The organism is Amycolatopsis jejuensis (genome assembly GCF_000717335.1).
Classification (GTDB): Bacteria; Actinomycetota; Actinomycetes; order Mycobacteriales; family Pseudonocardiaceae; genus Amycolatopsis; species Amycolatopsis jejuensis.
Genome location: NZ_JNYZ01000027.1, coordinates 194,665 through 208,173 on the forward strand (window position 1 = coordinate 194,665; position 13,509 = coordinate 208,173).

The window sequence follows — 13,509 nt, forward strand, 5'->3', positions numbered from 1 at the left end:
AAAAGTGCGCGATCCGGGGCGCGCTGTCAAGAGACGGCTCAGGTGGAGAAGTACCCGAGCTGGGCGGAGAGTTCCTTGGCGGCGGACGCCATCGGGGCCACGATCTGCCGGATCCGCTGCTTGGAAAGCCGGTACGACGGGCCGGACGCGCTCATCGCCGCCACCACCTCGCCGCCCGGTCCGCGCACCGGCACCGCGACCGCGTGCATCCCCAGCTCCAGCTCCTCGAAGCAGGCCGCGTACCCGTCCTCGGCCACGCGGTCGAGCTCGGTGGCCAGCTCGTCGCGGTCGACCGTGGTACGCGGCGTGTACTGCTCCAGGTCGTGGCCGAGCATGCGCTTGCGGTCGGCCTCGTCCATCGCGGCGAGCAGCACCTTGCCGCTGGACGTGGCGTGCAGCGGCGTGCGCTGGCCGGTCCAGTTCTGCGTGGTGATCGCCGCCGACCCGCGGGCCTGGCTGATGTTGATGGCGACCCCGTCGTCGGCGATCGCGATGTTCACCGTCTCGCCCAGCTCCTCGGCCAGCGACTGGCAGGTCTGCCTGCCGAGCTTCGCGAGGTCCATCCGGCCGGTGGCCGCCCCGGCGAGCCGGACCACGCCGAAGCCGATCGCGTACTTGCCCCGCTCGCCGAGCTGCTCGACCAGCCCATGCGCCTCCAGCACGCTGAGCAGCCGGGACACCGTGGACTTGTGCACCCCCAGCTCACCGGCGATTTCGGTGATCCCGGTCTCGCCTCCGCGGGCCAGCAGTTCCAGCACCGTGATCGCGCGGTCGACGGATTGCACCGCACTTCCCGTTGCGTTTCCCGAGTCCTGGTTCCGCATGACGCAACAGTAACCGCTCCGCTGCGATCTGTTCGGCTGAGCGGGCGAACCCGGCTCCCGAGGGGTCCGGATGGCTCCGGATGGCCTAGCGCAGGCCGGTGATCTTGATCTTTCCGGTGGTCAAACGCGCGGGTCGCGGAGACGAGTGCGGGAAGGAGTGCGAACATGTGGTCATGAAGGCACGTGTCTTGGTGGTCGACGACGACCCCGCGCTCGCGGAGATGCTCACCATCGTGCTCCGCGGAGAGGGGTTCGACACCGCGGTGGTCGCGGACGGTTCGCGGGCGCTGCCCGCGTTGCGGGAGCTGAAACCGGACCTGGTCCTCCTGGACCTGATGCTGCCCGGGATGAACGGCATCGACGTGTGCAAGGCGATCCGCGCCGAGTCGGGCGTGCCGATCGTCATGCTCACGGCCAAGAGCGACACCGTCGACATAGTGCTGGGCCTCGAGTCCGGCGCCGACGACTACGTCGTCAAGCCGTTCAAGCCGAAAGAGCTGGTCGCGCGGGTGCGGGCGCGGATGCGCCGCACCGAGGCCGAGCCCGCCGAGTCGCTCACCATCGGCGACCTCGCCATCGACGTGCCCGGCCACGAGGTCACCCGCGAGGGCAAGGCCATCCCGCTCACGCCGCTGGAGTTCGACCTGCTCGTGGCGCTGGCCCGCAAACCGCGGCAGGTGTTCACCCGCGAGGTTCTGCTGGAGCAGGTGTGGGGGTACCGGCACGCGGCGGACACGCGGCTGGTGAACGTGCACGTCCAGCGCCTGCGGTCGAAGGTGGAGAAGGACCCGGAGCACCCCGAGGTGGTGCTGACGGTGCGTGGGGTCGGCTACAAGGCCGGCCCGCCGTGATCGTGCGATGACCGCTTCCGCGGGGCGGCTGCGTGCCGCCACCCGCGCCACGGTCCGGCTGGTCCGCCGGGTCGTGGTCTTCGCCCGCCGCCGCGCCGTGGCGTTCAACGAGCTGTGGCGGCATTCGCTGCAGTTCCGGGTCACCATCTCGACGCTCGCGCTGTCGTCGGCCGTGGTCTTCGTGCTGGGCATGGTGCTGCAGAACCAGATCACCGAACGGCTGCTCGACACCAAGCGCCGGGCCGCGATCGAGCAGACCCAGGCGCTCGCCGACACGGCAGCGCGGGAGCTCGTCGGGGTCGGCGGCGAATCGCCGGACGCGTTGCACACGCGCCTGGAAAACGCGTTGAAAAAGATCTCCACCACGTCGTCGTCGCCGGCCGGTTCCACGGCGGGCACGTTCGAGCCGGTGCTCGCGAGCGTCGGCCGGGGGCAGGTCGGCAGCGACCCGGTGTACGTCGGGCCGTTCGCGTCCGTGCCGGTGCGGCTGCGCCAGTTCGTGGAGGCCGACCACCTCGCGCGGCTCGAGCACACGGTCGACGAGAACGGCGTGCGCACGACGTACCTCATCGTCGGCACGCCGCTGAGCTCGGTGGCCAGCCCGCTGCAGCTGTACTTGCTGTTCCCGCTCACGAGCGAGCAGAACACGGTGTCCACCGTGCAGAACACGCTGTTCGTCGCGGGTCTCGTGCTGCTGCTCCTGCTCGCCGGCATCACGAACCTGGTGGTCCGGCAGGTGGTGCGGCCGGTCCGGCAGGCGGTCGCGGCGGCCGAGCAGTTCGCGGGCGGCGACCTCGACCAGCGCCTTGCCGTGGTCGGCGAGGACGACCTGGCCAAGCTCGCCGTGTCGTACAACGGCATGGCCGCGAGCATCCAGAAGCAGATCCGCCAGCTCGAGGAGTTCGGCGGGCTGCAGCGCCGGTTCACCTCGGATGTGTCACACGAGCTGCGCACGCCGCTGACCACCGTGCGGATGGCCGCCGACGTGCTGCACGCGTCGCGCGAGCAGTTCCCGCCCGGGCTCGCCAGGTCCACCGAACTGCTGGTCGACGAGCTCGACCGGTTCGAGGCACTGCTCGGCGACCTGCTGGAGATCAGCAGGCTCGACGCGGGTGTCGAGGAGCTGTCGGCCGAGTACATCGACGTGCGGCCGATCGCGACCCGCGCCGTCGAGCAGGTGCGGGTGCTCGCGGGGTCGGCAGGCAGCGCGGTCGAGCTGGTGCTGCCGGACGAGGACACCTCCGCCGAGGTGGACGCGCGCCGGATCGAGCGGATCCTGCGCAACCTGCTGGCCAACGCCGTCGACCACAGCGAGGGCAAACCCGTCGTGCTCACCGTCGGGGTGAACGAGACCGCGGTGGCCATCACGGTGCGGGACTACGGCGTCGGCCTGCGGGCGGGCGAGGACGAGCTGGTGTTCAACCGGTTCTGGCGGGCCGATCCGTCGCGCAACCGGCGCACCGGCGGTACGGGTCTCGGGCTGGCGATCAGCCAGGAGGACGCGCGGCTGCACGGCGGCGTCCTCGACGCGTGGGGCGAGCCGGGGCAGGGGGCGTGCTTCCGGCTCGAGGTGCCGCGCCGGCAGGGCGTGCCGATCGTGGAGAGCCCGCTGGTGCTGCCGCCCGCCGACGCCGTTTCGGAGATCACCCTGTCACCGTCGACGGTCGCCGAACTGCAGCCCGCGCCGGAGGCCATCCTGGCCGATCCGGCGCCGGACCGTGAGGAGGTCGGCCAGTGAGGCGCGTGTTGCTCCTGGTGGCCTGCTTGGTCTTGCTCGCGGGCTGCGCGAACGTGCCGCTGGAATCGCAGCCGGTGGTGGTGTCCGCGGAGAAACCGCCGCAGCAGGCCAACAACGCGCCGGAACCGCCGGAGAACGCCGACCCGCTCGACATCGTCCGGCTGTTCATCAAGGCCAACGCCGACCCGCGGTCCGGCAATGCCGCTTCGCGCGCCTTCCTCGACGAACGGCAGCGCAGCGCGTGGAAGCCGACGCGCGCGATCACGATCATCGACAACACGTTCAGCACGGTTTACGACACCACGGCGACCCCGTCGCCCACGTCGACGCCGCCCGCGGATCCGAACGTCCGCACGGTTTCGGTGCGTGGGTCGGTGCTCGGAACGTTGAGCACCGACAGCACGTTCATCCCCGGCAGCGGCCCCGCCGAGCAGACGTTCCAGGTCCGCAAGCAGGCCAACGGGCAGTGGCGGATTTCGAGCCCGCCGCCGGTGCTCCTGGTGACCGACGACGAGTTCAACGGCAACTACAACCGGGTCGCGGTCAGCTTCTACTCGCCCGACTCGGGCACGTTCGTCCCGGATTTGCGTTATGTGGCAGCAAAACCGCAGTCGGGCATGCCGGGGCGGGTGATGGACCTGATCCTGGCGGGCCCGTCGGCCGGGCTCACCGGCGCGGTGAAAAACCTGCTGGGCGACGGGGTCTCGCTCGAAACGAACGTGAAGAACAACGACGACGGTTCGCTGACGGTGCCACTGAGCGGGCTGAACGGGGCCAGCCCGGAGACGCGGTCGTTGATCGCCGCGCAGATCGTGCTGTCGATGCAGACGGTCACGTCCACGCGGATCCGGCTGCTGGCCGACGGCGCGCCACTGGTGCGTGATCACGAGTACTGGCGTAGCAGCGATGTCCCGGCGTACAGCGCGGCTTCGTCGCCCAGCCCGGACCTGATGGGCATGATGACGGTCGGCGGCCGCATCCGTTCTCTTGGCGACGGCGCGCCCATCCCAGGCCCCGCGGGAAGCGGCGCGTACGCGGTGGTGAGCGGCGCCCAGTCGATCGACGGCAAGCGCTTGGCGGTGGTCGAACACAGCGGCGGCGGGGTCCAGCTGCGCATCGGCGATATGGGCCGTGACCTGCCGCCGGTGGAGCTGGTGGGCGGCAGCCTGAGCCGCCCGACGTGGCGTCCGGCCCCCACCGGCGCAGGCCCGTCGGGCGAGGTGTGGACGGTGGTCGACCACGCCATCATCGCGCGCATGGTCCTCGACCCGAGCGGCCGATGGCTACGCCAGAGCGTGAACGCGAACGACCTGCTGGCGCTCGGCCAGATCGGCACCCTGCGCCTGTCCCGCGACGGCGCCCGCGTGGCCGCGACAGTGAACGGCCAGCTGGTAGTGGCGTCGGTGGTGCGCACCGGCGACACGGTCACCTTGCGCGAGCCCAGGGTCCTGCAACCGGGCGCACTGTCGTCGGTGGCGGACGTCGACTGGGGCTCGACGCCGGACACGCTGGTGGCCACGACGTCGTCACCGTCGCAACCGGTGGAGCGAGTGTCCGTGGACGGCCGCCGGATGGACGCGTACAACAGCTCGAACCTGACGGCCCCGGTCCGAGCGGTCGCGGCCGCCCCGAGCCGCCCGATCGTGGTAGCCGACGGCGGAGGTTTGTGGAACGCGACTGAGCTGGGTGAGGTATGGCGGCCACAGGCGCACACGATGGTGGGGGCGGATCCGTTTTATCCGGGGTGAGCTTGGGTTCTGGCTTTTCCTCGCGCTGCGGTCACCAGCACCTTTGTTCGTCATCAGGTCGCAGCCTGTCCCGGGCGACTTACTGCGGTCCGCAGTTCACGCGTCGCTGGACTCCCTCTGGTTTTCGAAACTGTCGGTGGTCGGGTGCACACTGATTGTCATGTTGCTGAACCTGCTACTCCCGTCCCGATGCGCCGGCTGTGACACCCGCGGCGCCCCCGTCTGCTCCGCCTGCTCACGAGTGTGGGGGACCCCCACCCCGGTATCCCGCGCCCCGCTGGCAAACCTGGTTCCCGCGTACGCATTGGCGCGCTACGAAGGCGTCGCAAAACGAATCCTGATCACCTACAAGGAGCGCGGCCGCCGCGACGTTGCCCCCACCCTGGGCCGGGCATTGGCGACTGCCCTGTCCTCATTCGCTGCCGTGCCGTCCTTCGCTGCCCTGTCCTCCGGCACCCCGCCCTGGTGCCTGGTCCCGGCCCCAAGCCGGAGGACAGCGTCGAGAACCCGCGGCGGCCCCCACGTCCAGCGACTGGCCGAGGTGTGCGCCCGCCGGGTCGGCGCCTACGTCGCCCCAGCCCTGACACTGAAAGGCGGCCGCGACGCAGTCGGCCTGAGCCGCGCGGAACGCGCCAGAAACCTAGAAGGCCACCTCCACTACACCCCCTCCGGGCGACCCCCACCAGGAACCCGAGTAGTCGTCGTGGACGACGTCATCACCACAGGTGCCACATCCGCCGCATGCGTCACCACGTTGAAAAACGCAGGCATCAAGGTGACGGCGGTGGTAGCCCTGCTGGCGACCGTCTGAGACACGCACAGTCACGGGAGTACCGGTGGCTGGAAGGAACCCGGTTGCAGTTCGACCAAACGACCTGAGAGGAGCTTGATCCGCCACGAACCACCGGTCGAGCTCGGCCATTCACACGACGGCGGAGGGTTGTCGTGGCCCCCCGCGAACTATGCGGCCCTGGTTTCTGTGGGGCCTCGGCTTGATCGTCGCCGTCCCTTCCAGCCGCGTGGTTCGGCCCGTCCGCCCGCAGCTGGATCGCTTCGGCTCGAACCGTCCGCCCAGTCCACTGTTCGGGCTGTCCGGCCGTTTCGCAGCGCGGCCAGCTTCGGCTCAACCGTCCTCCTGCTCGGCCTGTCCGGCCGTTTCGCAGCGCGGCCAGCTTCGGCTCAACCGGCTTCGGCTCAACCGTCCTCCAGCTGGTCTCGCGGCTAGATCCGTTCGGGCTCAACCGTCCATCCAGTCTGCTGCGCGGCCTGGCCGTCCGGTGCGCAGCCGAACCTGCCTCGGTTCGACCCGCCCGCCGTCCAGTTCGCTTTGCGGCTGGCCGTCCGCCCCACAGCTGAATCTGCCCCCCGTTCGATCCGTCGCAGTCCTGCCCACTGGGCGGCCGGACTGGCCGCCCAGCCAACCACGCTCCCGCTCGACCATCTCTTCCCAATCCACCGCCCAGCCGGATCACCCCACCCCGCTACAAAGCCACTCCCACCAAACCGCTCACCCGGTCCAGCCGGTCGATCCCGCTCTAACCGCCCACTCGGCTCAGTCGGCCGGTCTGGCCGAACTGCCCACCTGACCCAGTCCGCCGGTCCGCCCACTCGGCTCAGTCGGCCGGTCTGGCCGAACTGCCCACCTGATCCAGTCCGCCGGTCCGCCCACTCGGCTCAGCCCGCCGGTCCGCCCACCCGACTAAGTCCGCTGGTCCGGCCGACTGCCCACCCGGCTCAGCCCGCCAGTCCGGCCAACCGTCCACCCGACCCAGCCGCCCACCCAACCCCAACCCGTCAATCCTCTCAACCGCCCGCCCCGCAACGAAACACGCTCGGCCACCACCTCCAGGCGTCACCTACACGAGTGATGTCAAGAGGGAACCCCGCACCCTTGCCGGCCGTTGTCCGGGTATGAGGGTCTGGGCCGGAATCACCCCGGCGGCTGAGCACTCCACCGGGGTGGCGGCTGCGGGGTGCGGGGCTGTCACCCTCGGCGTCCGAGGTGCTGTTCCGTTGCGCCGTCCGCGTGAAACATCCACTCGCGCGTTCGGCCTTCCGGGCGGTGGTTTCCGGGCGTGCACGGGCGTTTCGCTGCGCGCCGTAACGGGTTCCCGAATCGTGACATCCCCCGGCTCGGGGGCTGTTGCGGACGGCGTGATGAAGCTAACGTGCTCCGCTATCAGCAGAACCTGCAGGCAGGGAGGTGTGCAGCCCATGTCCCTGGCGCCGGAGGCCCGCTGAGTCCCGCGTTCGAGCATCCGCCACGAGACGTCGTGACCGGCCGCCGAATTCTTCTCAGCCCGCCGCACCCGCGCAGTACCGGCGCCGTGAGAACACAACAGCTCGCCGTCTTTTTCAGCGAGGGAGGTCGTGTATGGACATCGTCGTCAAGGGCCGCAACGTGGAGGTGCCCGAGCACTACCGGGCGCTCGTCAGCGAGAAGCTGGCCCGTCTTGAGCGCTACGACAAGAAGGTCATCCGCTACGACGTGGAGCTCTTCCACGAGCCCAACCGCAGGCAGGCGAAGAGCTGCCAGCGCGTCGAGATCACCGGGAAAGGCCGTGGTCCGGCCGTACGCGCCGAGGCGTGTGCCGCCGACTTCTACGCAGCGCTCGACTCCGCCGTCACCAAGCTGGAGAACCGGCTTCGGCGGACACACGACCGCAGGCGCGTGCATTACGGCCGCAGCCGTCCGGAGTCGGTCGCCGAAGCGACTTCGATGGCGGGCGGAGCCGATGCCGTCACCCGGCCCACGATGGGCACCGCGGTCCTGGACGCACCCGACGCGACCGAGCCGATGGTCAACGGCTTCGCGGCGACGAGTGCGGGCGACATCCCCCGGCAGAAGCGCTGGGAAGACGAGGACCTGGGCCATCAGCCCGGCCGCGTCGTCCGCGAGAAGCAACACGCCGCGGACCCCATGACGGTTGACCAGGCTCTCTACGAGATGGAACTGGTCGGCCACGACTTCTACCTGTTCAACGACTCCGAGGCCGGTCGCCCCAGCGTCGTCTACCGGCGAAAGGGCTTCGACTACGGCGTGATCCGGCTGGGCTGACCCGCCCGGCACCACCTACCCGCAGGATGGCCCGCACGCACCCGCGCGCGGGCCATCCACGCGTCCGGAGCCACCCTGAGCGCGGTGCAACGCCGTCGGCGCGCGCTGCGCGACCTGCCAGGGAACCGAGGAAGACCCGACCGAGCACAGACCCAGCGCGAGGATGAGCCGGATGCCTGGCCGAGCGGGCCGCCGCGAGCAGAGCACTTTGCTGTTCACAAGAAATGCACCACCTGCCGACTCCGGAGCACGCGGCTGGAGAGCGAGCAACGCTGCACTGGGAACCTGACCACGGCCATGCGGCCCGAGTGTGAGCGCGGCTTGTCTGGGGAACGCGAGGACGGCCGAGCGCGAGCACGGCCATGCGGCCCGAGCGAGAACGCGGCTTGTCTGGGGAACGCGAGGACGGCCATGCGACCCGAGCGAAAACGCGGCTTGCCCGGGGAACGCGTGGACGGCCATGCGACCCGAGCACAGTTGCCCGGGGAACGGCGAGGTCGGCCACGGGCCGAGTGCGAACACGGCTCGCCTGGGAAACCCGAGCGATTCTCCTTCCGATTGGAGCTCGACCCGCTGCCAGCCGACCTCGACCGGCCCGTCAGCCGCCCCAAGTCGATCATGGCTGGCCCACGGGCCGTGCGGGAGCCGTCCGTTAGCCGAGTCCGCCCCGCGCAACTGGCCACCCCGTCGGCCACAACTGACCCGTGACCTGGGCACGAGCCACCCACGAACCACCCACGAGCCACCCAAGGACAGGGCAGGCGCAACCATGAGCCAAGCCCGACCGGGCCCGCCCCAAAGCACCCCCGAACCACCCGCCAACCACCCCCGTACCCACCCACCGGAAGACCCCGTCAGAACCCCTCGTGACCTTCTGCGACGACGTGCGTGCGCGGACCAGCTCGCGTTCCCTACGATGGGGGAGACGTCGGCGGCGCACACGGGCGCCCGTCGTGGCGATACTGCCCGGGACCGGCCTGGGTGCGATCATGATCAAGCTAGTGAGGTCGACCGGATGGTGCTGAACCGCCTGCTCCGCGCGGGCGAGGGCAAGATGGTGAAGCGGCTGCGCAACATCGCCGATCACATCAACACCCTCGAAGACGACGTGAAGGACCTGTCGGACGCCGACCTGCGGGCCAAGACCGACGAGTTCCGCGAGCGGTACGGCAAGGACGAATCCCTGGACGAGCTGCTTCCGGAGGCTTTCGCCGTCGCGCGGGAGGCGGCCAAGCGCGTTCTCGGGCAGCGGCCCTACGACGTGCAGCTCATGGGTGGTGCTGCGCTGCACCTCGGCCAGGTTGCCGAGATGAAGACCGGCGAGGGCAAGACCCTCACCTGCGTGCTTCCGGCGTACCTCAACGCACTGTCCGGCAAGGGCGTGCACGTCGTCACCACCAACGACTACCTCGCCAAGCGCGATGCCGAGTGGATGGGCCGCATCCACCGCTTCCTCGGCCTCGAGGTCGGCGTCATCCTCGCCGAGCAGAACCCGCAGGAGCGCCACCGCCAGTACAACGCCGACGTCACCTACGGCACCAACAACGAGTTCGGCTTCGACTACCTGCGCGACAACATGACCTGGTCGCTCGAGGACTGCGTGCAGCGCGGGCACAACTTCGCCATCGTCGACGAGGTCGACTCGATCCTCATCGACGAGGCCCGCACACCGCTGATCATCTCCGGCCCGGCGGACCAGTCGTCGCGGTGGTACGTCGAGTTCGCCCGGCTCGCGCCGCTCATGCAGGGCATCGACACCACCACGATGAGCACGCGTGAGCGGGTCGAGAAGGCCAACCTGATCAACTCGAAGTACCACTACGAGACCGACGTCCGCAAGCGCACCGTCGCGGTCACCGAGAAGGGCGTGCGGTTCGTCGAGGACCAGCTCGGCATCGAGAACCTCTACGAGGCCGCCAACACCCCGCTGGTCGGGTACTTGAACAACGCCTTGAAGGTCAAGGAGCTCTACCACAAGGACAAGGACTACATCGTCCGCGACGGCGAGGTCATGATCGTCGACGAGTTCACCGGCCGGATCCTGATCGGCCGCCGCTACAACGAGGGGATGCACCAGGCGATCGAGGCCAAGGAAGGCGTCGAGATCAAGGCGGAGAACCAGACCCTCGCCACGATCACGCTGCAGAACTACTTCCGGCTCTACGAGAAGCTGGCCGGGATGACCGGTACCGCCGAGACCGAGGCCGCCGAGTTCCACCAGACCTACAAGCTCGGCGTGGTGCCGATCCCCACGAACCGGCCGATGGTCCGCGCCGACCGGGCCGACCTGATCTACAAGACCGAGCAGGCGAAGTTCGAGGCCGTCGCCGAGGACATCGCCGAGCGGCACGAGAAGGGCCAGCCGGTGCTGGTCGGCACCACGAGCGTGGAGAAGTCCGAGCACCTGTCGAAGCTGCTGCTCAAGCTGGGCGTACCGCACGAGGTGCTGAACGCGAAGTACCACAACAAGGAAGCGCTGATCGTCGCGCGGGCGGGCAAGAAGTCCGCGGTCACGGTCGCCACGAACATGGCCGGTCGGGGTACCGACATCGTGCTGGGCGGCAACCCGGACATCATCGCCGACCAGGTGCTGCGCGAGCGCGGTCTCGACCCGGTCGAGCACTCCGAGGAGTACGAGGCCGCCTGGCCGAAGGTGCTCGAGGAGATCAAGGAAGAGGCCAGGGCCGAGGCCGACGAGGTGCGCGACGCCGGCGGTCTCTACGTGCTCGGCACCGAGCGGCACGAGTCGCGCCGCATCGACAACCAGCTGCGTGGTCGTTCCGGCCGCCAGGGCGACCCCGGCGAATCGCGGTTCTACCTGTCGCTGGGTGACGACCTGATGCGCCGCTTCAATGCGGTGATGGTCGAGCGCGTCATGACCACCATGCGGTTGCCGGACGACGTGCCGATCGAGCACAAGATGGTGTCCAAGGCCATCAAGAGCGCGCAGACCCAGGTCGAGCAGCTCAACATGGAGACGCGCAAGAACGTCCTCAAGTACGACGAGGTCATGAACGAGCAGCGCAAGGTCATCTACGCCGAGCGCCACCGCGTGCTCGAGGGCGAGGACCTGCGTGAGCAGATCGAGCACATGATCATCGACGTGGTGAAGGCGTACTCCGAGGGCGCGACCTCCGAGGGGTACGCCGAGGACTGGGACCACGAACAGCTGTGGACCGCGCTGAAGACGCTGTACCCGGTGAGCCTCGACTGGGACGACCTGATCGAGGACGGCGACCTCGAAGCCGAAAGCCTCAGCCAGGCGCTGGTCGACGACGCACTCGACGCGTATCGCAAGCGGGAAGCCGAAATCGACGAGCTGGTCGGCGAGGAAGGCTCGATGCGCCGCCTCGAGCGCCAGGTCATGCTCACCGTGCTGGACCGCAAGTGGCGTGAGCACCTCTACGAGATGGACTATCTCAAGGAGGGCATCGGGATGCGTGCGCTGGCGCAGCGCGACCCGCTGATCGAGTACCAGCGCGAGGGCTACGACATGTTCCGCGCGATGCTCGATTCGCTCAAGGAGGAGGCCGTCGGCTTCCTGTTCAACCTGCAGGTCGAGCGCGCCGAGCCGGAACCCGCTCAGCAGCCGGAACCCTCGGCGCTGCCGGGCGGGCTCACGTCCGCCACTGCCGCCGCGGCATCCGCGTTCGGTGACGACGACGGGGGCAAGCACGCGCGTCCGGCTCCGCCGCAGCCGCCGGCCACCGACCCCGAATCGGTGCCGAATGCGTTGCGGGGCAAGGGAGTCGGCGGCGGTGTCCAATCCGGGCTGACGATGTCCGGCCCGGCAGAGGGCGGCGGCGTCGAGTCCCATTCGGACAGTGCGGACGACGCGAACGCCGCCGGGGGTACCCGGCGGGAGCGCCGTGCCGCCGAACGGGCACAGGCGAAGAAGGGCAAGAAGGGACCGCGCCGCTGACGGTACCCGGGCCGTCCACAGTGGACGGCCCGGTGAGGGGGGACGCTCGTGAGCGCTGCACTGGAACCGGATCTGGCCGGCTTCGCGGAGTTGTTCGCGGACGGGCACAAGGCGGATCCCTATCCGCAGTACCGGCAGTGGCGCGAGCGTTCGCCGGTCGCCGAGATCGTGCCCGGGTTCTTCGTGGTGAGCGGTGCCGCCGAGGCTGCGGCGATCCTGCGTGACCCGGCGTGGGGCCACCCCGAGGCGGGCGTGCTCGACCCCGCATTGCGGCACCCGGACGACCCGGTGCACGACGACGGCCGCGTGGTGGTGTCGTTCCTCGGCCTCAACCCGCCGGACCACACCCGGTTGCGGCGGCTGGTGTCGAAGGCGTTCACGCCGCGGACGGTGGAACGGCTTCGGCCGCGCATCGAGGAAATCGCCGCGCGGCTGGTGTCCGACCTGGTTGACGCGGGGGAAGGCGACCTCATGGCCGCGCTCGCGGCGCCGCTGCCGGTCGAGGTGATCAGCGAGATGCTCGGCGTCCCGCTGAGTGACCGGCAGCAGTTCGCCGAGTGGTCGCACGCGATGGCCCGCGTGCTTGACCCGGATTTCCTTGTCCCGGAAGGGAAAATCGCCGAAGCGACCGGTGCGCGGCGGGAGTTCGTCCGCTACTTCCGGGATCTGGCGCAGCAGCGCCGCCGCCGTCCGGGCGAGGATCTGCTGTCCGACCTGGTGCAGGTCACCGACGAGGGCGACCAGCTCACCGAAGGCGAACTGCTCGTCACGCTCACGCTGCTGCTGGTCGCCGGGCACGAGACCACCACGAACCTGATCGGCAACGGGGTGCACGCGTTGCTGCAGCGTCCGGACGGGCTGGCCGCGCTCGGGGCTGAGGGTGAGCTGGCGGACCGCGCGGTGGAGGAGGTGCTGCGGTTCGATTCGCCGGTGCAGCTGACCAGCCGGATTGCGCTCAAGGCCACGACAATTGCGTGCGTGACCCCGAAAACCGACGGCGCAGGTCCGGCACCGGCGGGGAGTTCAGCGCTGACTGGCGACGTGCCGGCGGCCGCCTCGCCGAAGAGCGTCGAGGTGCCTGCCGGGAGTGAGGTCGTGATCCTGATCGGCGCGGCCAACCGGGACCCGGCGATCCATCCCGATCCCGACCGGTTCGATCCGAATCGCGAACCCACCCGGCATCTCGCCTTCGGTCAGGGCATCCACTTCTGCCTCGGCGCCCCGCTGGCGCGCCTCGAAGGTCGGCTGGTATTCCGCGAACTCGCCCGCCGCGCGCCGTCTCTGCAGCCGAACGGCGTCCCGGCCTGGAGTCCGACCACCACTCTCCGCGGGTTCTCGACGCTTCCGGTCCGGCTGACCTGATCATCA

Annotated in this window: 7 protein-coding genes; 6 read left to right on the plus strand and 1 reads right to left on the minus strand. The window is 69.6% G+C overall.

Features of this window, described 5'->3' with window-relative positions:
• Positions 1-38: 38 nt before the first annotated feature.
• Positions 39-824, minus strand: coding sequence for an IclR family transcriptional regulator (locus OO71_RS32805; RefSeq protein ID WP_033293826.1), 786 nt, complete (start codon positions 822-824; stop codon positions 39-41).
• A gap of 173 nt (positions 825-997) precedes the next feature.
• Here OO71_RS32805 and mtrA point away from each other — a divergent pair, with 173 nt between their 5' ends.
• The 6 genes from mtrA to OO71_RS32840 all read left to right on the plus strand — a co-directional run bounded on the left by mtrA (position 998) and on the right by OO71_RS32840 (position 13,503).
• On the plus strand, positions 998-1,675 hold the full coding sequence (gene mtrA, locus OO71_RS32810) for an MtrAB system response regulator MtrA (protein WP_005150760.1): 678 nt from the start codon (positions 998-1,000) through the stop codon (positions 1,673-1,675).
• Positions 1,676-1,682: 7 nt separating this feature from the next.
• On the plus strand, positions 1,683-3,413 hold the full coding sequence (gene mtrB / locus OO71_RS32815) for an MtrAB system histidine kinase MtrB (RefSeq protein ID WP_033293827.1): 1,731 nt from the start codon (positions 1,683-1,685) through the stop codon (positions 3,411-3,413).
• The gene (locus tag OO71_RS32820; protein WP_033293828.1) at positions 3,410-5,161 is read left to right on the plus strand and encodes an LpqB family beta-propeller domain-containing protein; all 1,752 of its coding nucleotides are present in this window, start codon (positions 3,410-3,412) and stop codon (positions 5,159-5,161) included. Before mtrB ends, OO71_RS32820 begins: the two co-directional genes overlap by 4 nt.
• A 2,374-nt stretch (positions 5,162-7,535) precedes the next feature.
• Positions 7,536-8,219, plus strand: a complete 684-nt coding sequence (gene hpf, locus OO71_RS32830) for a ribosome hibernation-promoting factor, HPF/YfiA family (protein WP_033293829.1) — start codon at positions 7,536-7,538, stop codon at positions 8,217-8,219.
• Between the two features lie 1,015 nt (positions 8,220-9,234).
• The gene (gene secA / locus OO71_RS32835; protein WP_033293830.1) at positions 9,235-12,141 is read left to right on the plus strand and encodes a preprotein translocase subunit SecA; all 2,907 of its coding nucleotides are present in this window, start codon (positions 9,235-9,237) and stop codon (positions 12,139-12,141) included.
• A 48-nt stretch (positions 12,142-12,189) separates the two neighbouring features.
• Positions 12,190-13,503, plus strand: a complete 1,314-nt coding sequence (locus tag OO71_RS32840; RefSeq protein WP_084145444.1) for a cytochrome P450 — start codon at positions 12,190-12,192, stop codon at positions 13,501-13,503.
• The last annotated feature ends 6 nt before the right edge of the window (positions 13,504-13,509 follow it).

Coding starts and splice junctions, on each gene's coding strand:
- OO71_RS32805 (WP_033293826.1), bottom strand. CDS start 824: ATGCGGAACCAGGACTCGGGAAACGCAACGGGAAGTGCGGTGCAATCC.
- secA (WP_033293830.1), top strand. CDS start 9,235: ATGGTGCTGAACCGCCTGCTCCGCGCGGGCGAGGGCAAGATGGTGAAG.
- mtrA (WP_005150760.1), top strand. CDS start 998: ATGAAGGCACGTGTCTTGGTGGTCGACGACGACCCCGCGCTCGCGGAG.
- hpf (WP_033293829.1), top strand. CDS start 7,536: ATGGACATCGTCGTCAAGGGCCGCAACGTGGAGGTGCCCGAGCACTAC.
- mtrB (WP_033293827.1), top strand. CDS start 1,683: ATGACCGCTTCCGCGGGGCGGCTGCGTGCCGCCACCCGCGCCACGGTC.